Source organism: Paenibacillus sp. FSL K6-4396, from assembly GCF_038002525.1.
In the GTDB taxonomy this organism is placed as follows: domain Bacteria; phylum Bacillota; class Bacilli; order Paenibacillales; family Paenibacillaceae; genus Paenibacillus; species Paenibacillus amylolyticus_B.
The window spans coordinates 171,064-196,950 of the sequence record NZ_JBBOCR010000001.1 but is presented as its reverse complement, the minus strand read 5'-3'; the positions used below and the strand labels follow the sequence as shown (position 1 = coordinate 196,950).

21 protein-coding genes and 1 tRNA gene are annotated in these 25,887 nt (G+C 45.7%); 3 read left to right on the top strand and 19 right to left on the bottom strand.

All coding sequences use genetic code 11. The features are described from left to right. Window positions 1-339: 339 nt before the first annotated feature. From smpB to MHB85_RS00910, 9 genes are all read right to left on the bottom strand, one after another. Window positions 340-822, bottom strand: a complete 483-nt coding sequence (smpB, locus tag MHB85_RS00950) for an SsrA-binding protein SmpB (protein WP_076254288.1) — start codon at window positions 820-822, stop codon at window positions 340-342. 262 nt (window positions 823-1,084) lie between these two features. After that, window positions 1,085-3,880, bottom strand: coding sequence for a ribonuclease R (gene rnr / locus MHB85_RS00945; protein ID WP_341072242.1), 2,796 nt, complete (start codon window positions 3,878-3,880; stop codon window positions 1,085-1,087). A 561-nt stretch (window positions 3,881-4,441) separates the two neighbouring features. After that, the gene (gene secG / locus MHB85_RS00940; RefSeq protein WP_036616231.1) at window positions 4,442-4,675 is read right to left on the bottom strand and encodes a preprotein translocase subunit SecG; all 234 of its coding nucleotides are present in this window, start codon (window positions 4,673-4,675) and stop codon (window positions 4,442-4,444) included. A gap of 209 nt (window positions 4,676-4,884) precedes the next feature. After that, window positions 4,885-6,171, bottom strand: coding sequence for a phosphopyruvate hydratase (gene eno / locus MHB85_RS00935; RefSeq protein ID WP_062837741.1), 1,287 nt, complete (start codon window positions 6,169-6,171; stop codon window positions 4,885-4,887). 243 nt (window positions 6,172-6,414) lie between these two features. Then, the gene (gene gpmI / locus MHB85_RS00930) at window positions 6,415-7,959 is read right to left on the bottom strand and encodes a 2,3-bisphosphoglycerate-independent phosphoglycerate mutase (RefSeq protein WP_091012033.1); all 1,545 of its coding nucleotides are present in this window, start codon (window positions 7,957-7,959) and stop codon (window positions 6,415-6,417) included. Window position 7,960: 1 nt separating this feature from the next. Beyond that, on the bottom strand, window positions 7,961-8,713 hold the full coding sequence (gene tpiA / locus MHB85_RS00925) for a triose-phosphate isomerase (protein ID WP_036616221.1): 753 nt from the start codon (window positions 8,711-8,713) through the stop codon (window positions 7,961-7,963). A gap of 36 nt (window positions 8,714-8,749) precedes the next feature. Then, the gene (locus tag MHB85_RS00920) at window positions 8,750-9,931 is read right to left on the bottom strand and encodes a phosphoglycerate kinase (protein ID WP_036616219.1); all 1,182 of its coding nucleotides are present in this window, start codon (window positions 9,929-9,931) and stop codon (window positions 8,750-8,752) included. 151 nt (window positions 9,932-10,082) lie between these two features. After that, window positions 10,083-11,090 carry a type I glyceraldehyde-3-phosphate dehydrogenase gene (gap, locus tag MHB85_RS00915; protein ID WP_017691243.1) on the bottom strand — a complete coding sequence of 336 codons (1,008 nt, stop codon included), beginning with the start codon at window positions 11,088-11,090 and terminating at the stop codon, window positions 10,083-10,085. Window positions 11,091-11,196: 106 nt separating this feature from the next. Beyond that, window positions 11,197-12,222 (bottom strand): sugar-binding transcriptional regulator, encoded by a 1,026-nt coding sequence (locus MHB85_RS00910; RefSeq protein ID WP_091012030.1) that lies wholly within the window; start codon window positions 12,220-12,222, stop codon window positions 11,197-11,199. 426 nt (window positions 12,223-12,648) lie between these two features. Here MHB85_RS00910 and MHB85_RS00905 point away from each other — a divergent pair. Continuing rightward, window positions 12,649-12,723 (top strand) — tRNA-Arg (locus tag MHB85_RS00905). A 176-nt stretch (window positions 12,724-12,899) separates the two neighbouring features. Next, a complete protein-coding gene (gene clpP / locus MHB85_RS00900; RefSeq protein WP_017691245.1) occupies window positions 12,900-13,496 on the top strand; it encodes an ATP-dependent Clp endopeptidase proteolytic subunit ClpP in 597 nt (198 codons plus the stop codon). A gap of 165 nt (window positions 13,497-13,661) precedes the next feature. Here the strand turns inward: clpP and MHB85_RS00895 are convergent, their stop codons facing one another. The 10 genes from MHB85_RS00895 to MHB85_RS00850 form a co-directional block, all read right to left on the bottom strand. Next, entirely contained in the window at window positions 13,662-14,759 is a 1,098-nt protein-coding gene (locus MHB85_RS00895) for a stalk domain-containing protein (protein WP_192136222.1), read from the bottom strand. A 386-nt stretch (window positions 14,760-15,145) separates the two neighbouring features. After that, the gene (locus MHB85_RS00890) at window positions 15,146-15,898 is read right to left on the bottom strand and encodes an SIMPL domain-containing protein (protein ID WP_047841458.1); all 753 of its coding nucleotides are present in this window, start codon (window positions 15,896-15,898) and stop codon (window positions 15,146-15,148) included. Window positions 15,899-16,054: 156 nt separating this feature from the next. Further along, complete coding sequence (locus MHB85_RS00885) at window positions 16,055-16,324, bottom strand: HPr family phosphocarrier protein (RefSeq protein ID WP_017691248.1); 270 nt, start codon at window positions 16,322-16,324, stop codon at window positions 16,055-16,057. Between the two features lie 247 nt (window positions 16,325-16,571). Next, window positions 16,572-17,510 carry a DNA-binding protein WhiA gene (gene whiA, locus MHB85_RS00880; RefSeq protein WP_341072239.1) on the bottom strand — a complete coding sequence of 313 codons (939 nt, stop codon included), beginning with the start codon at window positions 17,508-17,510 and terminating at the stop codon, window positions 16,572-16,574. A 6-nt stretch (window positions 17,511-17,516) separates the two neighbouring features. Next, complete coding sequence (locus MHB85_RS00875; protein WP_017691250.1) at window positions 17,517-18,503, bottom strand: gluconeogenesis factor YvcK family protein; 987 nt, start codon at window positions 18,501-18,503, stop codon at window positions 17,517-17,519. A gap of 13 nt (window positions 18,504-18,516) precedes the next feature. Continuing rightward, window positions 18,517-19,416 carry an RNase adapter RapZ gene (gene rapZ, locus MHB85_RS00870; protein ID WP_017691251.1) on the bottom strand — a complete coding sequence of 300 codons (900 nt, stop codon included), beginning with the start codon at window positions 19,414-19,416 and terminating at the stop codon, window positions 18,517-18,519. Window positions 19,417-19,467: 51 nt separating this feature from the next. Further along, window positions 19,468-20,418: an ROK family glucokinase gene (locus MHB85_RS00865; protein WP_091012026.1), complete on the bottom strand. Its 951-nt coding sequence runs from the start codon at window positions 20,416-20,418 to the stop codon at window positions 19,468-19,470. Between the two features lie 444 nt (window positions 20,419-20,862). Then, window positions 20,863-21,894: an AI-2E family transporter gene (locus tag MHB85_RS00860; protein WP_036616412.1), complete on the bottom strand. Its 1,032-nt coding sequence runs from the start codon at window positions 21,892-21,894 to the stop codon at window positions 20,863-20,865. A 162-nt stretch (window positions 21,895-22,056) separates the two neighbouring features. Continuing rightward, window positions 22,057-23,016 carry a thioredoxin-disulfide reductase gene (gene trxB, locus MHB85_RS00855; RefSeq protein WP_091012024.1) on the bottom strand — a complete coding sequence of 320 codons (960 nt, stop codon included), beginning with the start codon at window positions 23,014-23,016 and terminating at the stop codon, window positions 22,057-22,059. A 173-nt stretch (window positions 23,017-23,189) separates the two neighbouring features. Beyond that, on the bottom strand, window positions 23,190-24,923 hold the full coding sequence (locus tag MHB85_RS00850) for a tetratricopeptide repeat protein (protein WP_105602299.1): 1,734 nt from the start codon (window positions 24,921-24,923) through the stop codon (window positions 23,190-23,192). Between the two features lie 458 nt (window positions 24,924-25,381). Here MHB85_RS00850 and MHB85_RS00845 point away from each other — a divergent pair, with 458 nt between their 5' ends. Continuing rightward, window positions 25,382-25,834 carry a hypothetical protein gene (locus tag MHB85_RS00845; RefSeq protein WP_341072237.1) on the top strand — a complete coding sequence of 151 codons (453 nt, stop codon included), beginning with the start codon at window positions 25,382-25,384 and terminating at the stop codon, window positions 25,832-25,834. Window positions 25,835-25,887: the final 53 nt, after the last annotated feature.

Below are 25,887 nucleotides of genomic sequence, written 5' to 3'. Positions count from 1 at the left end.
AAGTAAAGTTTACCCAGATCGGATCACGAACAACGGCACCTAAGTATCTTACCCACGTTTCAGGCAAACTACGCAAAGGCTAAAAATTTAGATTGATCAACGCTCCATGCTCCTACCGACTTCCATTCAACACATATCAAAGGAAATTACGACACAATTCACTTCAGCAACTCACATACTCACATCACATCCCCTTTCCACTAAAAATAAAAAAGCCTCAATCTTGCCCATTGCAGGACAAACCTTGAGACTCCTTAACTCATACATCAATCTTCCTAGCTTCATCACAAAAACTATCTTATACCACCTAAAGTAAAGCCTTCACGCCCAACGCTCCACTTAACGCGCAACCTTCTGCTTCTCGCGCAGTACCCGTTGAATATCACGTTGTGCATCCCGCTTGGCTGCAGTCTCACGCTTATCAAACTGCTTCTTACCTTTACCCAGTCCAAGCAAAAGCTTGGCATAACCGTTGCGGATATAGATTTTCAGCGGAACAATGCTGTACCCATCCTGTTTCGACAGCCCGAGCAACTTGTGAATCTGTACTTTATGCATCAACAACTTGCGCGTACGTGTTGGATCGAGCGGATTATTTCGGTTCCCTTGTTCAAAAGGACTAATATGCATATTGTGAATATGAATCTCACCGTTCCGAATCGTGGCAAATGCATCACCAATATTCGCACGGCCGTTACGAAGAGATTTGATCTCCGTTCCGGTAAGCACCATGCCCGCTTCATACGTATCTTCAATGAAGTAGTCATGGGAAGCCTTTTTATTCTGTGCGAGCACTTTACTCTGTCCGTCATTCTTGCCCATGTCCTCACTCCTTCTCCGTAAAATAAGCCGGTACCATGCTCTATAGCAGCGCACCCATTGTTGCACCAAGGTACCACGTGCCAGACCTTAATTGTAGCAAGTACGGCTGTTAAAATCAAGAAAGAGGCGACCTCTGCCGCCCCTCCTCATTACACCACTTCCAGACTGAGCGAAACAACACACAACGGAAAGTGACTATTTCTCCAACGCTTAACCTAGTAGAGGAACGAATGGTAATCCATCTCTTCAAGTTACGTTAGCTTTATTTTTTCTTTTTCCGTACAAAAGCTGCCGTTCCGTTACCCGCTGCACCTTTGCTCTTCTTCCGCTTACGTCGTGGTGCTCCGCCTTCCTGAGCGCCACCAGGAGTTGCATTCTCTCCAATAAATACGCCACTTGGCGAAGTGTTTTTGCGTCCACTTCCGCCTTTGCCACCTTTACCGCCGCCCTTGCCGGACTTAAAGCTTCCTTCACCACGACCGCTGCCGCTGCTTTGGCCACTTCCTTGTCCACCGGTTGAACCACTATCCGATCCACCCGATGTAGAGCTATAACCGCCTTTACCTGAGCCAAAACCAAAGCTCACCGCGCCTTTGCCCCGGCCAGTCGATCCGCCAGCATCACCAGCACGACGCTCACCTTTCGGTTTCCCGCCGCCTTTACCTGCGTAGCCACCGGATGAGCCTGCGCCCGTACCTGCACTCGCTGCTCCGCTGCGACCGCCACGTCCACCTTTGCTGCTCTCTTCCGTTGATCGGCCACCACGGTTTCCTCCAGCACTGGCTGAGCCACCTTTGCCGCCACGCGAACCACTGAATCCACCTGGTCCACCCTTGGCACCTCCGCGTCCGCCGCCGCTACTAGGACGTCCACCCTTACCGCCACGTCCACCACCGAAGCCGCCAGGACGTTCGCCGCGAGGTTTCATATCCACCATTTCAAAATCAATCGTATACTCTTCCATGCTTACACGTGCCACACGGATCTTCACTTCATCACCGATGCGGAAGACTTTCGAGGTACGTTCACCAATCAGAGCCATATGCTGATCGTCAAAATGGTAATAGTCGTCCGTGAGCGCGCTCAGACGAATCAGACCTTCAACCGTGTTCTCCAGTTCAATGAACATACCAAAGCTGGTCACACTGCTGATCATGCCTTCGAACTCTTCGCCTACTTTATCGAGCATGTACTCGGCTTTTTTCATTTTCTCCGTATCCCGCTCAGCTTCTACCGCCACACGTTCACGTTCCGATGACTGCTGGGCAATATCGGCCATACGTGCTGCCAAATACTCCTGACGGTTCTCCGGCAAAGCACCATTATTTTCAATGACTTCGCGAATCACCCGGTGAATGACGAGGTCGGGATAACGACGAATTGGAGACGTAAAGTGACTATAGAATTCTGCCGCGAGGCCAAAGTGCCCTGACATTTCAGAGTCATACTTCGCCTGTTTCATGGAACGGAGCATCATCGTACTAATCACGGTTTGTTCTTTCGTTTCTTTGATATCCTCAAGCAACGATTGAAGCGCCCTTGGATGAATCGCATTGCCACGTCCTTTGACCTGGTGTCCAAAATTCGCCGCAAAGGCGAGGAAATTTTGCAGTTTTTCCTGATCCGGGTCTTCATGCACACGATAAATGAAAGGAACCTTCAACCAGTGGAAATGCTCTGCCACTGTTTCGTTCGCTGCCAACATGAATTCCTCAATGATCTGCTCTGCAATCGAACGCTCCCGTTTCACGATATCGATCGGTTTGCACTCTGCATCCACAATGATTTTGGATTCTTCAAAATCAAAGTCAACCGCTCCACGACGCATACGCATCGCTCGCAGCTTTAAGGCTATTTCTTTCATCAAATGAAAATCATCCACCAGATCCTTATAACGCTCAAGCAATTCCGGCTCTTCACCTTCAAGGATTTTACGAACGTTGGAATACGTCATCCGCTCTTTGGTTTTGATTACACTCGTGAAAATGTCGTGTTTGACAACCTTCATCTGGTCGTTAAACTCCATCTCACAAGACAGGGTCAGACGGTCTACCTGCGGGTTCAAACTACAGATTCCGTTGGACAGACGCTGTGGCAACATCGGAATAACCCGATCCACCAGATACACACTGCATCCGCGGTTGTAGGCTTCCTGATCGAGCTTGGAATTCTCCTGTACATAATAGCCAACGTCGGCAATATGAACACCCAGACGATAGTTACCGTTAGGCAGCTTCTCTACGTTAACAGCATCATCCAGATCCTTGGCATCTTCGCCATCAATCGTGACAATGTTCAGTCCACGCAGATCACGGCGACCCTGTTGTACAATTTCTTCATCCGTGATGGAGTCGGGTGCTTTCTCCGCCTCTTCCACCACTTCATCCGGGAAAGCTTCAGGCAATTGATGCTTGCGAATGACAGACAAAATATCAATGCCCGGCTCATCCTTATGACCGAGAATCTCGATCACTTCACCCTCGGCTGCCGCACGGCCCTCCGGATAGCTGACGATTTTTGCGACGACCTTCTGTCCATCAACCGCCCCAGCAAAGTTGGTACGTGGGATGAAAATATCGCGATTAATCCGTTTATCATCCGGAATGACAAATCCGTACACCTCATGACTCTGGAACACACCAACGACTTGTGTCACAGCACGAGTAACAATACGGACAATCTCACCCTCCAGGCGACCGCCTGAAGGTCCTTGAGATGTGACTTTAACCAATACCGTGTCGCCATTCATCGCACTCTTCATGTCATTGGCGTGAATGTACACATCCGGGTGCTCCCGATCCTCAGGAATAAGGAAAGCGAAACCTTTGGCGTGAGCCTGTAAACGTCCACGTACCAAATCCATGCGCTCTGGCATGCCATAGCGATTGTTACGGGTCAGCAAAACTTTACCGGATTCCTCCAGCGCATTCAGCATAATCAAAAAGGCTTTGAAATCAGCTGCATCTTCAATAGCGAAGTGCTGTTCCAACTCCTGATAAGTCATGGGTTTATAAGCGGTTTCCCGCATGAAGTCGAGCAATTGTTGTTCTGTTATCATTAATATATTCACCTCGGGAAACATAAAAGTGTAAGCAAGTCTTATCTCTTTATGTATCGGAATTCTTACCATTTTCATGCAATACAATATCACTACTGTGAAGAGAAGTAGTGGTACAACCATACTATCTCATACCCTAGTATACACGAATTCAATCTGGCCCATCCGTACCTCGCAAAAAAACCACAGTGGCCATGCGCTCCTCAAAATCACGCTTTCACGTATCTCTACAGACATTTTATGCGATACACGTGCTGTGCGCATCTGGAAAAGGACTACGTCCGGAAATTTTCTGTACACATGACATTCATTATAGGGAGTGAGTTCGCGTAACGAATAAGCGAGGGACATACCATACATGTTAGGGGTGTGATGCATTTTAAGGAAGGCAAACCAAACAGAAGTGAGAAGAAGACCGAAAATCATGGAGTCTATAGATTAAATTGTTGGAAAAGTTTGGACGCGTAAGAATTTATTAAAAAACCCCCGTTTCTTCACGAAACGAAGGTTCATCAATTAAGCCATTAGCTTAAGCTATTCATTGAACAGCAGTTCCAAGTCTTACTTGGAAACCACCGTAACAACAATAGACAAAATCATAAATCCTGCACCCAGTACCACCGTTGCACGTTGCAGGAAGAGATCCAATCCGCGCGCTTTCGTTTTACCGAAAAGATGTTCCGCACCACCGGAGATGGCACCCGCCAAACCAGCGCTTTTCCCGTGCTGCAGCAATACTACAGTGATTAGACCGATCGAGAAAACAACGAGCAGCAATTTCAAAGCAATATCCATTCTTTCCACCTCCTACCCATGTGGGCATACATCTCACCATAAAAACAGTTACTTTAATTGTAACATAGCTATGGTTGTACTACAAGTAGTACAGTTTATACAATGCCCTAAATTTCACCATCTGCGTGATCCTTACGTTATACCATTACTTCGTTGCAAAAAAAGACAAGCCGGTTACCCGGCTTGCCCGTAAAAGCTGGATATCCAGCTTATTTTTTAAGGTTGTAGAATCCTTTAAGACCATTGTATTGAGCCAGTTCACCCAGTTGATCCTCAATGCGGAGCAATTGGTTGTACTTCGCGATACGGTCTGTACGGGAAGGAGCACCCGTTTTGATTTGACCAGCGTTAGTTGCAACAGCGATATCAGCAATTGTGCTGTCTTCGGATTCACCGGAACGGTGAGAGATTACAGCTGTGTATCCTGCACGTTTAGCCATTTCGATTGCATCAAATGTTTCAGTCAATGTACCGATTTGGTTAACTTTGATCAGGATGGAGTTACCGATACCTTCGTCGATACCTCTGCCCAGACGCTCAGTGTTTGTTACGAACAGGTCATCACCAACGAGTTGTACTTTGTCTCCCAATTTCTCAGTGAGCAATTTCCAACCATCCCAGTCATCTTCGGACATACCGTCTTCGATTGTGATGATTGGGTATTTCTCAACCCATGAAGCCAGAAGGTCAACATACTCAGCGGAAGTGTAAGATTTACCTTCACCAGCAAGTGTGTACTTACCATCTTTGTAGAACTCAGTGGAAGCAACGTCCATACCCAGGAATACGTCAACGCCTGGTTTGTAACCAGCTTTTTCAATTGCTTCGATGATTGTAGTGATTGCTTCTTCGTTCGAACCAAGGTTCGGTGCGAAACCACCTTCGTCACCTACAGCTGTGTTCAAGCCTTTGGAGCTCAATACGGATTTCAAGTTGTGGAAGATCTCTGCACCTACGCGAAGAGCTTCTTTGAAGCTTGGTGCTCCAACTGGAAGAACCATGAACTCTTGAACGTCGATGTTGTTGTCAGCATGCTCACCACCGTTGATGATGTTCATCATTGGTACTGGCAATGCTTTAGCGTTGAATCCGCCCAGGTAAACGTACAATGGCAGGTCCAGAGCGTCAGCAGCTGCGCGAGCTACTGCCATGGATACAGCCAGGATTGCGTTAGCACCCAGTTTACCTTTGTTTGGCGTACCATCCAAAGTGATCATCAATTTGTCGATACCCAGTTGATCCAATGCATCCATACCGATAACTTCTGGAGCGATTGTTTCGTTTACGTTTTTAACAGCTTGCAGAACGCCTTTACCGAGGTAACGGGATTTGTCACCATCGCGAAGCTCAACGGCTTCGTGGGCACCAGTGGATGCACCAGATGGAACGATTGCGCGTCCGATTGCGCCGGACTCCAGGTATACTTCAACTTCTACTGTAGGGTTACCGCGGGAGTCGAGGACTTCGCGAGCGTACACGTCAGAAATAATAGTCATTTGTGATAATCTCCTTTAAATGTAAATTTATTATAAATTAGGACCACTTGTGTTTTCCCTTTTCCACTACGTTAGCAGAATTGTTCTCTGATCGCTGTTATCCCCTGATTCCTTTTGAACTTATTTTCATAAGTTGGAATCATGTGATAAAGGCGAACGCTAACGCTTCTTCAGACAATTTCTGCTTCCTTCGTTCAGGGGTAAACTCCAAACTTCCCAATTTCATATATGTTGTTACGTAACTTATTTGCGGGTAGCGATGACAGATGTACCTGTCATTTCTTCCGGTTTAGGCAATTGCATCAGGTCAAGGATCGTTGGCGCGATATCTGCCAGGATTCCGCCTTCACGCAGAGTTACATTGGCATCCGTAACGATGAATGGAACGGGGTTCGTTGTATGAGCTGTGAACGGACGTCCTTTCTCATCGAACACCATATCCGCGTTACCATGATCCGCAGTGATCAGTACAACGCCGCCTTTGGCAAGTACCGCATCCACAACACGGCCCATGCACTCATCTGTTACTTCAACCGCTTTGATGGTAGGCTCCAGCATGCCGGAGTGTCCAACCATGTCAGGGTTAGCAAAGTTCAGAATGATGGCGTCATGTTTGTCTGCTTCGATCTCGCGAACACATGCATCAGCTACTTCATACGCACTCATCTCCGGTTGCAGGTCATACGTTGCAACTTTTGGTGAGTTGATTAGTACGCGAGTTTCGCCCGGAAGCTCCACATCACGACCACCGCTGAAGAAGAAGGTAACGTGCGGGTATTTCTCAGTTTCTGCAATACGCAGTTGTTTTTTATTGTTCTGTACCAGAACTTCACCCAGGGTGTTGTCGAGGTTCTTCGGCGAATAAGCCACATAACCTTCAACCGTCTCGCTGAACAAAGTCAAGCATACAAAGTGCAAGCCCACAGGGAACTTCGGACCACGATCGAAACCGCGGAAATCCTGGTTTGTGAATACTTGCGACAACTGAATCGCACGGTCAGGACGGAAGTTGAGGAAGATAACGGAATCGCCGCTCTCAACCAAACCTACCGGCTCACCATCCGCTTTGACGATAACCGTTGGTTCAACGAATTCATCAAATACGGACTTCTCATACGATTCTTCAACCGCTTTGAGTGGGTCAGTGTATTTGGGTCCATCTCCATAAACGATGGCACGGTATGATTTCTCAACCCGTTCCCAACGTTTGTCACGGTCCATCGCGTAATAGCGGCCTTGAACCGTTGCAATTTTACCTACACCGACTTCTTCAATCTTGGCGATCAGCTTCTGCATGAAGTCTTTACCACTGTCTGGCATAACATCACGGCCATCCATGAAAGCATGAATATATACATCATTCATTCCTTCTTTTTTGGCCAGATCCAGCATAGCAAACAGGTGGTCGATGTGACTATGTACGCCGCCATCAGACAACAAGCCGTAGAGATGAAGCTTTTTGCCGCTTTGTTTCGCTTCGCGAACCGCTTTGACAAGTGTTTCATTGTCGTAGAACTCGCCGTCACGAATGGATTTGGAGATACGGGTCAAATCCTGGTATACGATCCGGCCGGCACCAATGTTCAGGTGACCTACCTCGGAATTTCCCATTTGCCCTTCTGGCAAACCTACAGCTTCACCGCAAGCAGTGAGTGTTGTATGTGGGAATTGGCTCATGAAACGGTCGTAGTTCGGTTTCTTGGCTTGCGCTACCGCGTTGCCTTCCACCGTGTTACGTAGACCAAAGCCATCCATGATGATCAGTGCTACAGGTTTTGGAGCTGTCATCTTACTTCGCCCCCTCAACAAGCGCGATGAACGAAGCCGGCTGCAAGCTGGCACCGCCAACAAGTGCGCCGTCGATGTCGCTTTGTCCGAGGTATTCTGTTACGTTCTCCGGTTTAACACTGCCGCCGTATTGAATACGAACTGCATTCGCAACCGTCTCGTTGTACAGATCCTTCACCAGCGTACGGATGTAAGCAATAACTTCATTCGCATCTTGGGAAGTGGAGGATTTGCCTGTACCAATCGCCCAGATTGGCTCATAAGCGATAACAACTTGTGCCGCTTGCTCTGCAGACAGACCTGCAAAAGCAGCTACTGTTTGCACTTTGCATACGTCTTTTGTTTGGTTCGCTTCACGCTCTTCAAGCGTCTCACCAAGGCAGAAGATTGGAGTCAATCCGTGACGGAATGCTGCATGCAACTTTTTATTGACAGTCTCATCGGTTTCCGCAAAATATTGACGGCGCTCCGAGTGACCAATAATGACATAATCCACACCCAGGTCTTTCAGCATTACACCACTGATTTCACCTGTGAATGCACCATTGTCTTCAAAATGAAGATTTTGTGCACCAATTTTGATGTTTGTGCCTTTAACGGCTTCTACCAGAGATGGCAGATTCGTAAACGGTGCGCAGATTACAGTCTCCACGCCTTCAACTTCCGCTTTTCCTTTAACTTCCTGAATGAAGTCATTGGATTCGGAAACCGTTTTAAACATTTTCCAGTTACCTGCGATAATCGGTGTTCTCATGGGTTTCAACTCCTTCATGCTATAGGCTACTAAAACTTACTTGTCGTTCAATGCCACTACGCCTGGAAGTACTTTACCTTCCATGAACTCGAGCGATGCACCGCCACCTGTAGAGATGTGGTTCATTTTGTCAGCCAATTTGAACTTCTCTGCTGCTGCTGCGGAGTCACCGCCACCAATTACAGTGTAAGCTTCTGTCTCAGCGCAAGCTTCCGCTACTGCACGAGTACCGTGGGAGAATGGCTCGATTTCAAATACGCCCATTGGTCCGTTCCACACAACCAATTTGGAGTTTTTGATTACATCAGCATAGATCTCACGTGTTTTAGGACCGATGTCGATACCTTCCCAATCTGCTGGGATACCATCGATGTCAACGATTTGTGTGTTTGCTTTCGCACTGAAATCGTCAGACACTACGATATCTACCGGCAGGTAAAAGTTTTTGCCCAGTTTTTTCGCTTTTTCGATAAAACCGAGAGCAACATCAAGTTTGGAATCATCCAGCAAGGATTGTCCAATTTCATGTCCTTGTGCTTTGAAGAACGTGTAAGTCAGACCGCCACCGATGATCACGTTGTCTGCAATGTTCAGCAGGTTGTCGATTACATCGATTTTGTCCTTAACTTTGGATCCACCAATGATAGCTGTGAAAGGACGCTCAGGGTTGGAGATTGCTTTACCCAACACTTCAAGTTCTTTCTCCATCAACAAACCGGACACTGCTGGAAGCAAGTGAGCGATTCCTTCAGTCGAAGCGTGTGCTCTGTGAGCCGCGCCAAACGCATCATTAACGAAAACGTCAGCCAGTTCAGCAAATTGTTTTGCCAGTTCCGGATCGTTTTTCTCTTCGCCTGCGTGGAAACGAACGTTTTCAAGCAACAATACGTCGCCGTTGTTCAGTTCAGCGATTTGAGCTTTAACAGCGTCACCAACAGAACCGTCAGCTTTAACAACTGTTTTACCAAGCAATTCAGACAAACGCTCAGCTGCTGGAGTCAAACGCAAGGATTCAACCACTTCGCCGTTAGGACGACCCATGTGGCTTGCCAAAATGACTTTAGCGCCTTTTTCAATCAAGAAGTTGATTGTAGGAAGCGTCGCACGAATACGTTTGTCATCTGTAATTTTACCATCTTCGAGCGGCACATTGAAATCTACACGGACAAAAGCCCGTTTTCCTGTCAATTCGATATCGCGTACACTTTTTTTGTTCATCTGTATTTCCTCCGCACCCATGTATTTGGTGGACCAATCAAGAGCTAAAATCCCTTGTCAATCCTGGTGTTTTTGAGAAATTTGCAAAATGTAGATATATAAAGAGCGGAAACAATATAGCATCTGTTTCCGCTCTATGTTATTGCAGATATTACTTAATCATTTTTGCAAAGTGCTCCAAAGTGCGAACCAATTGTGCAGTGTAGGACATTTCATTGTCATACCAAGCTACAGTTTTAACCAATTGTTGGTCGCCAACAGTCAGAACTTTAGTTTGAGTTGCATCAAACAGGGAACCGAAAGTGATTCCTTGGATATCGGAAGATACGATTTCGTCTTCTGTGTATCCGAAAGTTTCTGGATCGGAAGCTTCTTGCATAGCTGCGTTAACTTCTTCAGCAGTTACTTTTTTGTTCAGAACAGTTACGAGCTCAGTCAGGGAACCAGTAGCTACTGGTACACGTTGAGCTGCACCATCAAGGATGCCTTGCAGTTCTGGGATTACCAGGCCGATTGCTTTAGCAGCACCAGTTGTGTTAGGGATGATGTTTTCAGCTGCTGCGCGAGCACGACGGAAGTCACCTTTAGGGTGTGGAGCATCCAACGTGTTTTGGTCGCCAGTGTAAGCGTGAATTGTAGTCATCAAACCTTGAACGATTCCGAATTTGTCTTGCAGTGTTTTTGCCATAGGTGCCAGGCAGTTTGTTGTGCAAGATGCGCCAGAGATTACAGTTTCAGTACCGTCGAGGATTTCATGGTTTACGTTGTAAACGATGGTTTTCATGTCGCCAGTAGCTGGTGCGGAGATAACAACTTTCTTAGCTCCACCTTTCAAGTGTTTCTCAGCTGCTTCTTTCGTTGTGAAGAAACCAGTACATTCCAGAACGATATCTACGCCCAGGTCGCCCCAAGGAAGTTCTTCCGGGTTACGGTTAGCCAATACTTTAACTTCTTTGCCGTTCACTTTGAAGAAGCCATCGTGTACTTCAACATCGCCATCGAAACGACCTTGAGTTGTATCATATTTGAGCAAATGAGCGAGCATTTTAGCGTCAGTCAAGTCGTTGATTGCTACTACCTCGATGCCTGCTACATTTTGAATACGGCGGAATGCCAAGCGTCCGATACGTCCAAAACCGTTAATACCTACTTTAATCATGAGTAAGTTCCTCCCAAGTTTTGATTAATTTTTTATGAAACTTATATATTCAAGACAGACGGTGAAGTCCGTCAAGACAACAATAGTTGTGATTCAAAGTAAAACCTTATTCCATTTCAGCAACGATGACTTCGGCAGCAGCCTCATCAATAATCAGAATATCTTCCTGACCAAATCGCAACACAGAATGTATAGCAGCAGCTTTGCTTTTGCCACCTGCGATTCCAATCACAACATCGGTTCGTTCAATATCCTGAAGTCGCATACCCAGTGTAAGCATGGTATGTACCACCTTACCCTGATCGTTAAAGTAATAACCGAAAGATTCAGATACGGCACCTTGCTCCTGAAGTTCATCTATAATCTCCGTCGCAAGTTTACGTCTTGTCGCCATCTCCACGGCATCACCAATTCCATGAATAACAATCCGCGATTTCCGAATCAGCTGCAGAATCTCCTGAACACTGGGGTCCTGGATTAATGATTCATAGGCATGATCACTAAGCAAATCCGGCACATGCAGGAGTTTGTATTGCGCCCCTACCCGCTTTGCCATTGTAGATGCAATCGTATTTGCCTGAATTTCAAGGCTTTCTCCAAGTCCACCGCGTGCCGGTACGAACCAGACACCTTTGAGCGATGTTGGCGGATTTAGTTGTTCTGCGACTTCGGCCGTTGTTGAACCGCCAGTAACGGCGACAACGTCGTTATCACTCATGATATTGCCGAGAGCCTTCGCTCCGGCTCTGCCCAGTTCCCTTTTGGCAAATGGAGAAATATCCGAATCACCAGGAACCACAACTACCTTTTGCAGACCGTAGGCTTGCTTGATGCGCTCTTCCAGCTCGGATAATCCGAACAACTCTTTGGCTACGGGCTCTAACTGCTGCAGCAAATCATACCCTGCCTCGCTGATCTTCATTCCTGCACTGTCAATTTCAATAAGTCCCTGAGCCTTTAACAGATCGGTCTCAGCCCTCAGAACCCGCTCGGTCATCTGCATGGAATTAGCTAACGTTCTCCGTCCGATCACATCCGATAACATGATCTGTTGCAGAATCGTATACCTCTTTTTCAAGATATCCATGAGATCAGGCAGAAGCTGCTTTTGTACTTCTAAAATCGTTCGCATGCTTTCCACTCCCGCAAGTTCTCGTTCTAAGCTCTCTTTCGTGGCCCTAAAACGTCCCGGGTTAACTTTTTAAGTCCCACGTCTATTCTACCTAAAACTGACGTGACATGCAAGTGTTTCAACGTGTTATTTCGACACGCATTCAGCGTTTGTACGCGCCTATTTTCACAATCCTAGACTTCCATGATCTAGGACTATCTCACGCATACCATATATAGAAGAAACGAATGAATTCAATCTACATATCGCTCAGAATCACATTTCATACGGCATGTCCAAAACCTCTAATAGCATTTACTTAAATGTACTCTTTATCCACTCTTCTTCATCATGATCATTTTTAGGTTAATCCAAACCAATACCACAACGAACTGCTTGCAATTAAATATTTCATGAGCTATAATCATTATTGCTGTCACATAATGTGCGCCCGTGGTCCAATGGATATGACGTAGGCCTCCGAAGCCTGAGATCCAAGTTCGATTCTTGGCGGGCGCGCCATTTTTATTTAACAGCTCATAACCCATTTAACCAATGAAACCGGAAAGGTTTCTTTTTTTTGCAAGTTAGTTTGACTTTCTTTGACTTTTTGTTTGGAATTGTTTATTATGTGGGTAATACGGTAACAGTTTAAGTATAAACACCAATAACATTTACATTCCAAGGAGGTTTTTCACGTGAGTTTTATTCCAATGGTCGTTGAACAGAGCAACCGGGGTGAGCGCGCCTACGACATCTACTCCAGATTGCTGAAGGATCGTATTATTTTCCTTGGTAGCGATGTTAATGACGTAGTGGCTAATGCCATTATGGCACAGATGTTGTTCCTGGCTGCGGAAGATCCGGAGAAAGACATTCACTTATACATCAACAGCCCAGGCGGATCGATTACAGCCGGTATGGCGATTTACGATACAATGCAGTTCATCAAACCGGATGTATCTACCATCTGTGTAGGTATGGCGGCTTCCATGGGTGCATTCTTGCTGAATGCCGGTGCAAAAGGTAAACGTTTTGCATTACCAAACAGTGAAATTATGATTCACCAACCACTTGGTGGTGCACAAGGTCAAGCTTCCGACATCGAAATCCGTGCTCGCCGCATCCTGAAAATGCGTGATACCTTGAACCGCATCATCTCTGAGCGTTCAGGTCAACCGCTGGAGCGGATTGAGAAAGATACAGATCGTGACTACTTCATGAGTGCTGCTGAAGCCGCCGATTACGGTATCATTGATAAAGTTATCGAAAACGTAGGTTCCCAAGGCATTTAAGTGTTATGTAGACCCCGGTCTACGAGTTAACATATCAACACCTAACGTCAGCAACACCCCATTGTGTTGTCTATACGGGAATAAGCCCTCATCATAATCATGATGAGGGCTTATTTTTTTCATTTTATAAGAAAGATAACTTAAGAGTGCATAATAATGATTTCTTTATTTGGTTCCAGATACATTACTGAAAGGTTCAGTTCCTTTAGGGAGAAGTTCTTTATACGTGAATGGCATTTCAGGGAATCCCTCTGCGTACGCCGTATACTCATACAACTGGAAGAACACGACCACACCCGTTGGTGTCACATAGAAATCCTGATCTTTATTCAACCCTTTATAACCTTCCAGGTATCCACCGCGAGCTTTCAGCTGTTCGCCGACTTTTTTACCCAACGTCTCACGCATGGTTTTGTTGTTTTGCAGCACATCATCTAACGTAAGCTCCTTGCCTGTGTCCAGTGCAAAGGTGTGGCCCGTACGGGTTGTCATACCATGAGCGCCAGCATAATCTTCGTATCGTTGTGTAATGAGTCCCAGCACGCCTTTTTCGTTGTACGTCACTACATAAGAGCTCTCAAATGCATATGGACGGTTGGCTGTTGCACCGCCGAATTCAGATGTCTGTTTCTTGAAGTCAGCTACAGAAGCATCCACTTCGTCTTTCAGCACTTTGTTGATTGCCGCTTCAGCTTCTTTGCTGGCAAGTCCACTCACTTGCGGATATTGAACATCGACTTCAGCATTTTTTACAGTGACATTAACTGTTGCCGCTTTAATTTTAACGTTATTTTGTTTCACCTTGCTGAGTGTCAACGTTTTGGTTTTGCCATCCCAATTCCCCTGTACACCCAGATAATCTCTCATTGCTGAGAATGGAATATATAATCGACCCTGAATCAATTTTGCTTCCACCTGAGGGTAATAACCGTTAATGTACACGTTTGGTTGTCCATCCATCAGGCTAACGGTCATCGCATTGTTGGCTGCTGTTACCGTATATGACTTGGTTTTCGCATCATATTTCAGCGTTCCACCCGCTACATCTTTTACTGCCGTAAGAGAGACCCATGTCGATCCACCTTGAAGAAGCCCTTTTTGAGTCAGTGTTTTTCCACCCGATTTCAGAGTTACCTCAGCCGGGGTTGTCACTTTAGAGGATACCGATGCTGCCTGAACCGAACTGTCCTGCCATACCGAACCACTACCTACAATAATTCCTGCTGCAAGCAATGCACTTGTCCATTTTTTCCATGATGTCATATATAAAACTCCTCTCTGAATTCACAATTAGGGATCATTGCGTATGTAATCCTGACCTGATCGCATATCTCATACGCTCACCTCTCTATTATAATTAACCCAATTTCGGAAAGGTTTACAGCTCGAGTTACAATGTTGATGAATATCAGGCGGAAAATATAATGGGTTATGACCTTTTTGTCACGAACAACTATACAAAAAAGATACCAATATACAGCATTTCATGTTGCTTCAAAAAGGTATCCCCCTATCTAACTTCGTCAAAGTTTGCTTTTCCAACAAAAAAAGACTCTGTCCACAGGACAAAGTCTTTGTCATTATTTCGTTGTACCCTTCAAATGACACTTATAAAGGTTACTTGAGCTTACAGTCCTTAATTCGATCTTTTATTTCATTTCATACGTGATATTCAGGATTGTACTTACTTTAACCTGGCCTGTTTCAATCTCCGTACCACCTGCTGTATCTTGTGCTTTGGACATCAACGCCTCGCTTGCATAGAATACAGGCACATTGGCATCACCTTGGCTCACGGAAAGAACAGCACCCAGTTGACGTTTAACTGCTTTTGCAATGGCGCCAGCTTTCACATCTGCATTGGCAACAGCTTTCTCAATCACTTGGGATTCATAACTTTCCGGATTTTCTACAGTAAAGCGTACGTTCTCAATATTGTTGGCACCCGCCCCTGAAGCAGCATCGAGCAGCTCGCCAATCTTGTCCATCTGACGATACGTGACTGTCAGTGTATGATGCGCTGTGTATCCTTTGATTTGTTGTCCGTCTTTTTCGCTATACGTATAATTGGGTTGTACAGAGAACTGACTGGTTTGAATGTCGTCTGCACTGATCTTCCACGTATTCTTCAGCAAGTTGGATACCTTTTGAACTTTGGCAGCATTCGCTTTTTGAGCAGATGCAGCTGTCTCTGCAGTACTGTTCACACCAATGGACAGATAAGCAATATCAGGCTTCACCTGAATCTCACCTTTACCCACGACGTTAATCACATTCTGTTGTACCCCTTGAACCTCTGCAGCATAAGCATAGTTCCCTGGCGCAACCCATGCGGTTCCTCCTACAAGCAACGTACTTGCTACCAGCACTGCACCAAACGGTTTCATCCATTGTTTACCCATCACGATAGCCTCCTTATGTGTTAACATCTCAAACTTTAATCGATTTGATACCTTAACAGACGGGACAAATTCCATAATGTTGCACTTGACGATAGCATAAACGTGAAAAACGCAAAAAAGCCCCTTTCGGGACTTCTTCATTGGATTGATCATATCTTATTGGTTTTCGAGCTCTTCCTTGCTTACCAGACTAACTAAAGCGTTTACAGCCTGTTCGGCATCCGCGCCTTCTGCACTAATCTGGATTTCCGTACCTGTGCTAATTGCAAGGCTCATGATCCCCATGATACTTTTTGCATTAACTTTTTTGTCGTCCTTCTCGACGAACACTTCAGACGAGTACTTATTCGCTTCTTGAACGAACAGTGCCGCAGGTCTGGCATGGAGACCCGTTTTCAAACGGACAACTACCGGGTGCTTTGTCATGGAAACTTACCCCCTATTATGAAATCTGGACATTAAATACACAATTATATTTAAACAACATTATACCATTAACCCGTGCAGGACACTAGAAGAAAAAACTCAGGGTGCTTTGGAGGACATTATCTTGCCCTAATTTCATCTTTTGCACAGCGCATCCAATGACCTAAGTGAGTCTCCCAGATCCTTAACGGCTGACTTTCCTGACCTTTCTGTTCAGCAGAAACAGCCGACCTTGTTACTTACCGTCTTAACCATAACGTTCTGTGCGTACTTTCTCAGCCAGTTCATCAATTTTACGAAGCCGATGGTTCACTCCCGACTTGCTGACTGTACCTTTAAGGAGCTCGCCAACTTCCTTCAAGTTGATATCCGGATGAGCGAGTCGAACCTCCGCCACTTCGCGAAGTTTCTCAGGCAAAGATTCCAGACCAACTTCCTTTTGTAACAACCGGATATTATCGATTTGTCTTACGGCCGCTCCAATCGTTTTGTTCAGGTTGGCGGTCTCACAATTGACAATCCGGTTAACGGAGTTTCGCATGTCTCGCATAATTCGTACATCTTCAAACTTGAACAAGGCCTGATGAGCACCAATGATGCTGAGCAGCTCAATGATTTTCTCGCCTTCCTTAATGTATAGGATGAATCCTTTTTTCCGTTCTATACACCGGGCATTCAGAAGAAATTCATTGGCCAGGTCAACCAGTGCCTGACAGTGCTCTTCATACATAGACGCAATCTCCAGATGGTAAGAGGAACCTTCCGGATTATTAACCGATCCACCGGCCAGAAATGCACCGCGAAGATAGGCCCGTTTACAACAGTTTTGCTGAAACAATTCCGTACTGATCCCTGGGGTAAAGAGAAAGCCCTCAGATACAATATGAAGACTATTGAGAATCTCCTGTACCATGGTTGGAATACGAACAATATATACATTGTTCTTTTTCAGCCGCATTTTTTTGCGGACCAGTAATTCCGTATGCACTTGAAAATGCTTTTTAAGCAGAGAGTATGCCCGTCTTGCAATCGCGGCATTCTCCGTCGAAATATCCAAGATCACTTTTTTATTCGATAACTGCACTGCACCAAGCATACGGATGAGGGCTGAAAGTTCCGCCTTTTCGCAGCACGGTTCGCTCTCGATCATGGTTAACTCTTTTTTGGTCTGTGCTGCAAACGACATGGGACTTCACCTCTTCCGTAACATCCAATTTTGTACCAGTTGGTAGATGTGATGACTTAACTTGTCGGCATCATGTCGCAGATAGGTTTTGAACAGAACAAGGGTATCCGCAACCACCTGATAGCCGGCACTTTCGAGTACATTCATATCCAGTACAACCGGTTTTGCTCCTTTTTCCGCATACTTATTTTGCACTTGCAGCGGAATATCACCATTATTTACGATAACATAGTCGAAGAGCTGATGACCTATATGCTCGTGTACCGCCTTAAGGTGGTCACTTACCGTATAGTTATCTGTTTCTCCCGGCTGTGTCATCACATTACAGATAAACATCTTCACCGCATCAGCCTCTACCACAGCTTCTGCAAGCTTAGGTACGAGCAGATTGGGAAGGATGCTTGTATAGAGGCTGCCTGGCCCGATCAGAATGGCGTCAGCTTGACGAATGGCCTCTACTGCCTCTGGCAACGGCTCCACGTGATCCGGTTCAAGGAAAACACGTTTGATGCGTCCACCCGCCTCAGGGATTTTGGACTCACCTGTAATAATTGTCCCATCTTCCATCTCCGCATGCAACACAACGGCCTGCCCGGCTGCTGGCAATACCTCACCTCGAACGGCAAACACGCGGCTAAGCTCCCGCACTGCGGTCACAAAGTCGCCTGAAATATCCGTCATTGCAGCCAAAATCAAATTCCCCAAGCTGTGGCCTGCAAGCCCCGCGCCTGTATTGAAACGGTACTTCAACATATCTGAAAGCAATGGTTCTACATCAGCCAGTGCCGTAAGCACGTTGCGAATGTCGCCCGGAGGCGGCATCTGTAGCTCATTGCGCAGGATGCCTGAACTTCCACCGTCATCTGCAACCGTGACGATGGCCGTGATATCCAGCGGCTTCTCTTTCAAACCGCGCAGCATCACGGATAATCCGGTTCCGCCGCCCATTACAACTATTCTCGGACGTTCTCTTCGTGGTCCGGCCTCTTTCATCCCTTCACCCTCTTCAATGACGGTCCCGGTCAGCGTCGCGATGGCTCACGGTGACAGCTTCTGTCTCGCTGCTTCCCAACATCTTGCCCAAATATTCCGATATTGCTACCGAACGATGCTTGCCTCCGGTACAGCCGATTCCAATAATAACCTGGCTTTTGCCTTCCTTCCGGTATTGCGGAATCAGGAAATGCAGCATATCCAGCAGCTTGGTCAGAAACGCCTGTGTCTCTGGCCACTTCATAACATATTCGTACACATCACTATTCTGTCCCGTATTCGGTCGCAAATGATCAATATAATGCGGATTCGGTAAAAAACGTACATCAAACACCAGATCAGCATCAATCGGAATGCCATACTTGAATCCAAACGACGTAATATTCACCGACAGCATTTGGCTTTCCAGATGAGAAAAGCGGGATATGATGCGTTCTTTCAGTTGAGCAGGCTTCATCGTACTTGTATTCAGTACCTGAGTCGCAGAGTTTTTGAGTTCCTCCAACATCTTGCGTTCCAGTCGGATGCCGTCCAGCGGCATGCCCTCAGGAGCCAGTGGATGTCTGCGCCTGCTTTCTTTGTAACGCTGAACAAGTACAGAATCTGTAGCATCCAGGAATAAAATCTCGCAATGAATGGTAAAATGATCTTTAATATAGTTCAAAGACTCGGACAGAGCCGTAAAGAATTCACGCCCGCGCAGATCGATAACCAATGCAACCTTACCAATCTTGCCATTTGACTGTTCAATTAGTTCCGCAAATTTTGGAATCAATACCGGCGGCAGATTATCCACACAGAAGAAACCCAGATCCTCCAGGCTTTGTACTGCAATGGTTTTACCTGCCCCCGACATGCCCGTAATGATAATGAGCGTGGCGCCTGTGCCTGGTGATCCTTCACCTTCAAGCATAAATGTCCCCTCCTTATCATATTGCTGTCTTCATATATTGTTACGAGGGTACTAGGAACGCAAGAGAAGACCTGCTGCACCCACAATACCTGCATTATTACCAAGTGTAGCTTCCAGAATCTGAACCCCATCTTGCAACGGTTCTGGCGTCAGCTTAGCAAACACAGTACGGATTTCATCAAACAAGAAATTGCCCGCTTTGGATACGCCGCCACCGATGATGAACATCTCCGGGTTAATGACAGCTGCTACAGTAGCCATGGACTTGCCCAGGTAAAAGGCCGCACGATTCACAATGCGCTGTGCCACTTCATCGCCTGCCTTCGCAGCATCAAATACTTCTTTGGCTGCAATCTTGTCGACGAGTGCCAGTGACGTATGATCACCACGTTCTACTGCATCCTTCGCCATACGTATAATTCCTGTTGCAGAAGATACTGTTTCTACACATCCCATTTTACCACAACCGCACTTTATGGCTTCCAGATCAGGTACAACACTGATATGACCCAGCTCTCCCGCCATACCGGAGAAACCCTGATAAATGTTACCATTCAAGATCAAGCCACCACCAACACCCGTACCGAGTGTATAACATACGCAGTTGTCTACGCCTTTGCCGGCTCCTGCCCATACTTCACCCAGTGCAGCCACGTTTGCATCGTTATCTATTTTTATTGGCTTGCCCAGACGTTCTTCCAGAATCGAACGAATGGCTACATTCCGAAATCCGATGTTAGGGGCATGAACGATAATTCCCTCGCGTACATTCGTGAAACCGGCCACTCCAGCGCCTACACCCTCAAGCTGTTCCCAACTGTAAGGTGATTCGGATACGATATGTCGGACATACTTCTCGATGTTGGCGATGACCGTGTCTACGCCCTTATCCACTTCAGTCGGTCCTTCATACGTATGCATTAGCTGACCTTGTTCATCGCATATACCGACCTTAATTGCTGTTCCGCCGAGATCGACCCCAACGTAGATTTTCTCAGACATGCTGCAAGCCACCTTTATCTATCTAAAATAGTTTAAGTCCTACGTACCAACTATAATTGAAGGATACGCCTGGGTCAAGACGATAAGACCTCGGATACATCATGCTTTGCCAGGGTTGTGAACCACATCACATAGCATTTTTGAATACGTATACAATCTTATTACCTTCATTAATAAACGCACGCTTTATTCCTTCCTCCATAACAGAGGAAGCCTCAACTCATGATATTACATCTTCACTCGTTCCATTCATAAAAGATGGACTTCGCCCCCTCATATAGGGTGACTCGTCTTATGCACCCTGCCACCTGTCATTCTCATGCAGAAAGTTATCGAATGACGGTCTTGCCAACAAAAAAGTGCCTTACATATAGAAGGCACTTTTACTTTTATGAAAATTCTGAAGTTGTAGAATTGGGGTTAAACTCAGTTGATTTTTCTGCGTTATAACTTCGTTTCCACACGTACCGGCTCTTCTGTCTTCTCCATCTTGTTCACATCCAGAATATCGAGCAGGAAGACAAAGATCGGAATACCAATGATCAGTCCCCAGATCCCCAGGAAGTGTTGCGACAGAATTAGTACGATAAAGGTGTAGAACATTGGCAATTTGGTCTTGTGTGCCATCAGTTTTGGATTCAGGAAGTACGTCTCCAAAGCATGAATAACAATAATCATGATGATTACAATTATGCTTAATTTCAGTCCACCCATCTGATACCCGATCAGACAGAGCGGTACAAGTGAGATGATAACTCCCGCAACGGGAACCAGACTGAGCATGAACACCAGAATGGTCAGAGCGAACAAATACGGGAAACCCAGAATCCATAAGCCCAGTATCGTCAGCACTGTATTAAACACCGCAATAAGAAGCTGAGCCTCAATAACTTTACCAAAAGAAGACACGAACTTGTCTCCCAGATAAGCTACTTCATTGTAGAACCATCCAATTTTACTTGTTTTGAACTTGGACGTGAACTTGGATATCTCCTGCTTCTGCAACAAGAAGAACAGACTCAGAATGATAACGAGCAGAATAAACTCCAGCCATTTGCTCAAAGCAAAAATATATTTCAATGCATCATTGGTGTAATTTTTGATATCAAAGGATTGAAGATAACCCGCAATTTTGGATGCAAAATTATCACCGTCTGCACTATCCAGAAATTTCATAATCTCGTTCGTCAACTGAACGACCTGATCCACGATCCGTGGTGAATATCTGGAAATGCCAAGCACAATGACTGCGATCACAATCATATAGAGCAGGATGACCACAACTTTATAATTGATCGGAAACAATCGATTCAGACCACCTGTAATGAAATGCTGTAACCTGTTCATGACATATGTCACCAGGAACAACAGCAGAATCATGTGCAGCATACTCCCCATACTGAACAAAATTAAACAGAACAAGAGCAAGATCAAAAACCGTCTCACTGTCGCATTCTGTAACCAATCTTTTATCATTTCCCCCAAAATCTTCACCTCACAGCTAATATGCCCTATATGTATACGAACTCATGCCCACTGTAGTTTCAAAAAAAGAGAAGCCTTCCGGCTTCTCTCATTTCATGAGACTTCCCGTTGTCTCTTTTTCCTAACATATGCCTAACCTCAAGCATGTAATGCTTATTTATCCAACGTTTCGCTCCAATCATGAACAATGCTTCCTTCAAGGAACTTCTCACAATCCATCGCGGCCATACATCCTGATCCTGCAGCCGTAATAGCTTGACGATACTTCGTATCCTGAACATCACCACAGGCGAATACACCCGGAATATTCGTCTCCGTTGTTCCCGGTTTAACGACAACATAGCCATGTTCGTCCAGTGTGATCGCATTCCCAAGGAATCCGGTATTCGGTGTGTGACCAATGGCAACGAATACGCCATCTGCTTCGAGCAACTCTTCCTGCCCTGTCTCGTTGTTGCGCACCTTCAGTCCTTTGACACCTAAAGCTTCTGGTACGACCTCTAGTGGAGTACGGTTCAGCGCCCACTTCACCTTTTCATTGCTGCGAGCCCGATCCTGCATAATCTTGGATGCACGCAATTCATCCCGGCGGTGAACCAATGTCACGTCTGTTGCAAAACGAGTCAGGAAACTCGCCTCCTCCATAGCGGAGTCTCCGCCGCCCACGACCACAATTTTTTTGCCTCGGAAGAAGAAGCCGTCACATGTCGCACATGTACTTACACCACGTCCCACATTTTCCTGCTCACCCGGAATACCGAGATAACGAGCGGAAGCACCTGTGGAGATAATGATCGATTCAGCTTCCAGTTCACCAATTCCTCCAACTTTGACCTTGAAGGGCGGTTTGCTGAAATCAACCTCTTCTACCCAACCGTTTTTGAATTCTGCTCCAAAACGTTCAGCTTGCTTACGCATGTTGTCCATCAGTTCCGGCCCCATGATACCTTGCGGGAAACCGGGGAAATTCTCAACTTCCGTTGTCGTCGTCAATTGACCACCCGGCTGAAGACCTTCGATAACCAGTGGTTTCAGATTAGCACGAGCCAGATATATCGCTGCTGTCAGACCCGCAGGTCCCGTTCCGATCACAATCGTTCTGTATTTAGACATATAGATACAGCCTCCTTAATTAAGGTGAGAATGTGTTGTACTAGCGATGAACTTGCCAAGATGATATCCTACAGGCGTTTACGAGGCCCATTCGTTAAGTTTACCCGTTTTCCCGGTTGTTGTATCCTTCACCTGATGATGTCTTTCTGAAAACGAGTTAAAGCGAACTTTATCTATACAAGTGGTGGCTTGCTGTTACATACCGAATGAATCTGTTTAGCATACTTGCTAACCGTTGATGCCGATATCCCATACCGCTCAGCAATGCTTTGATAGGTAACGGGCCGACTGTGATTCTTCGCTGCCAAATATTCAAGTCCTGCAGCCCAACCCTCAATCTGCTTCGTACCTGGAACCTCCGGATGTACCCGGGATACATAATCCGTCCAGAGCCGTTCCATCTCTTGCTGCAACTCAGCCTTTGCTTCAGACATCTGTAACGCACGATCAACAACAGCCTGCCAATGGGAGGTTGAACCAGTGTCCGATTGCTCTGATGTGGATGGAACCTTCCCAATAGACTTCAAGGCTACAGGAGAAAAAGGACGAACGACCTGAGAATTCCGATCCTCATGTTCAGCCGATTTCAATCCGTTCAGCACACCTTGTGCTGCCTCAAGCAAATCTGGTTCTTCTCGTGGCTCTTCAATGAAAGATTGAAGTGCCTGCTGTACCTCATAATCGCCGATCATTCCAAGCGCATGAATAACCTGCAGCTTCGTTGCCCGATCACCATGACGCAAAGCCCAGAAGAACGATGAACGAATCAGTGGATCATTCTTCATTTCTTCAGGTATGCCGCTACCATAGTTCTCCCACTGTCTGAACTGCTCATCAAATGGCAGATGATAGTGATAACTCAACTTCTCAGGCTCTTGCTCGCCTTGCCGTACAGCCTCAAGACCTGACAGATAGTATCGAGATACTTCCGAACCCGGATCAAGCTTGGACACATGATGCCATAAACGCTCAGCGGCGTCATAACGCTCTGTATTATAAGCTGCTACTGCTGCATAGTGAGCAAGTGCCGGATCACCAGCCGTCTCTTCATCCTTGAGCAAACGCCGGAAATGAACATAGGCCGTATCGTGCTGACCCAGAATTCCCATCGTTGTAGCCAGTTTGTAGACTTGTTCGTGCTGGAATGGCACGATGACACGCAATTTTTTGATCAAAAGCAGAACTTGATCAGCCCTGTTCTCATTTTGATGGAAAATGGCCAAATTACAGAGTGCATGCAGATTACCTGGTTCCTGTTCAAGCACTTCAGCAATGGTCTCTTTTGCTTTGGGAAACAGCCCCATATAATAATAGGCGAGTGCCAGATTGTTACGGGCAGCCAAGTAATCAGGATAATCAGAAGACATGCCTTCGAGCAATTCAGCAGCCTGGGCAAATTTTCCTTCTTCCAGCAGTTCCCGTGCCTGATCGTGCTCCACTACACCTTTGCGTGATTTGATTCGGTTCAGTTTGGTCGGACGATCCAGCTCATAGTACAGAAGCTCCATCATCTCTTCGGCTTCCGTCATGAACTGACCTTGGGTGTCCTCCTCCAGATAGGTAACAAGTGCTTGCTCGGCTTCCTCAAACCGATCCATATTTGCATAATTGTTCGCCATATAGAAATAACATTCCGTCATCGACGGATCTACCACTTCCAGCACGTTAGCCAGAATGGCATTGGAGGCTTCGTAATCCCCCTTCTCCGATAATATACCCGCCATATTACAATGATTTACCGGATTTTCCGGTTCGTATTCAACAGCTTTGCGAAAATATTTTAATGCCTTGTCGACATGATTTCGGTCCAGCGAGCGGACAGCTCTTTCAAAGAAGAAAGAAGCATCCAAGTGAATCGGTATAATATTGGCAAGGTGTCCCTCAGCCCGCACTAGCTTGCCCTTCATCTTCCAAGGCACCTCCTCTTTGCATTTCATTCATACTCTTCAGTATACCACATCTTAAGGCCCACTTCTCAATATGTAGTTTCATGTCGTTCATGAAAAAAATGCAAAAGAAGGTGATATTCCATTTTGCGGAAACCTATCACCTTGGAGCGTTGTTTATTCAGTTGTTTATTCAAAGGAAACCCATCTTTTCCTAGAGACTCCTGCACTCGCTTGCCAAGGATCTATTTGCAGTATTACATTAGTCCCTTCTTATCACTTACGGAACGTCTAACTGGATTCGGTCCGGTTATAATAATACGAGTGTAGTTCATGGTATTATTATCCTTATTGTCCTTTTTAGTGGTTTATCTCCATTAAAAATCAAACAACGTATATTAGCTCTGACCGTCAGCCTCTTTTTCGCGTATGTAATTAAAAATAAAGACACATCATTATTATTTTAAGGAGATGTTATATTGACGATCTCGAAGATAAAACCAATTGTATTCATCTTAATCTGTTTGTTTGCTTTGAATGGATGTTCAAAAGATATAGAAAACTTAGAAAATAAGTTCACATTAGATGATGTACTGAAAGTGCTCGAGTCTCAAGAACTGGATTTAGTGTCCTTTGGTATAACCGGGTATCCTTTGAAATTAAATGATGTTATACCTGAGGTGTATTCCGTTGAAGTACCCGTGGAAGATGAACCCTATAGCCCTGAGTTTATACATTTTTATATTTTCAATTCTGATAAGGATCGCGTTAATGGGACCAAAGAATTCAATAAGCACATGGAAAATGCCCATTTCACAACGTTCCCTTTTATATATGAGAAAGGAAATGTACTTATCGTCTACTGGAGCAATACCAAAGATAATCCTCTGTTCACCAAGCCAATCGAAACTGCGTTAGAGCAACTGGAATGATAATAGTTCATATATTATTGGACTGATCTGGACAGTGGGAATATCATTTTAGA

What these genes read in the sequence shown, in the direction of transcription:
- smpB (WP_076254288.1), bottom strand. Translation starts at nt 822, where the DNA reads ATGGGCAAGAATGACGGACAGAGTAAAGTGCTCGCACAGAATAAAAAG.
- rnr (WP_341072242.1), bottom strand. Translation starts at nt 3,880, where the DNA reads ATGATAACAGAACAACAATTGCTCGACTTCATGCGGGAAACCGCTTAT.
- secG (WP_036616231.1), bottom strand. Translation starts at nt 4,675, where the DNA reads ATGGATATTGCTTTGAAATTGCTGCTCGTTGTTTTCTCGATCGGTCTA.
- eno (WP_062837741.1), bottom strand. Translation starts at nt 6,171, where the DNA reads ATGACTATTATTTCTGACGTGTACGCTCGCGAAGTCCTCGACTCCCGC.
- gpmI (WP_091012033.1), bottom strand. Translation starts at nt 7,959, where the DNA reads ATGACAGCTCCAAAACCTGTAGCACTGATCATCATGGATGGCTTTGGT.
- tpiA (WP_036616221.1), bottom strand. Translation starts at nt 8,713, where the DNA reads ATGAGAACACCGATTATCGCAGGTAACTGGAAAATGTTTAAAACGGTT.
- MHB85_RS00920 (WP_036616219.1), bottom strand. Translation starts at nt 9,931, where the DNA reads ATGAACAAAAAAAGTGTACGCGATATCGAATTGACAGGAAAACGGGCT.
- gap (WP_017691243.1), bottom strand. Translation starts at nt 11,090, where the DNA reads ATGATTAAAGTAGGTATTAACGGTTTTGGACGTATCGGACGCTTGGCA.
- MHB85_RS00910 (WP_091012030.1), bottom strand. Translation starts at nt 12,222, where the DNA reads ATGCGAACGATTTTAGAAGTACAAAAGCAGCTTCTGCCTGATCTCATG.
- MHB85_RS00895 (WP_192136222.1), bottom strand. Translation starts at nt 14,759, where the DNA reads ATGACATCATGGAAAAAATGGACAAGTGCATTGCTTGCAGCAGGAATT.
- MHB85_RS00890 (WP_047841458.1), bottom strand. Translation starts at nt 15,898, where the DNA reads ATGGGTAAACAATGGATGAAACCGTTTGGTGCAGTGCTGGTAGCAAGT.
- MHB85_RS00885 (WP_017691248.1), bottom strand. Translation starts at nt 16,324, where the DNA reads ATGACAAAGCACCCGGTAGTTGTCCGTTTGAAAACGGGTCTCCATGCC.
- whiA (WP_341072239.1), bottom strand. Translation starts at nt 17,510, where the DNA reads ATGTCGTTTGCAGCACAGACCAAAAAAGAGTTAACCATGATCGAGAGC.
- MHB85_RS00875 (WP_017691250.1), bottom strand. Translation starts at nt 18,503, where the DNA reads ATGAAAGAGGCCGGACCACGAAGAGAACGTCCGAGAATAGTTGTAATG.
- rapZ (WP_017691251.1), bottom strand. Translation starts at nt 19,416, where the DNA reads ATGCTTGAAGGTGAAGGATCACCAGGCACAGGCGCCACGCTCATTATC.
- MHB85_RS00865 (WP_091012026.1), bottom strand. Translation starts at nt 20,418, where the DNA reads ATGTCTGAGAAAATCTACGTTGGGGTCGATCTCGGCGGAACAGCAATT.
- MHB85_RS00860 (WP_036616412.1), bottom strand. Translation starts at nt 21,894, where the DNA reads ATGATAAAAGATTGGTTACAGAATGCGACAGTGAGACGGTTTTTGATC.
- trxB (WP_091012024.1), bottom strand. Translation starts at nt 23,016, where the DNA reads ATGTCTAAATACAGAACGATTGTGATCGGAACGGGACCTGCGGGTCTG.
- MHB85_RS00850 (WP_105602299.1), bottom strand. Translation starts at nt 24,923, where the DNA reads ATGAAGGGCAAGCTAGTGCGGGCTGAGGGACACCTTGCCAATATTATA.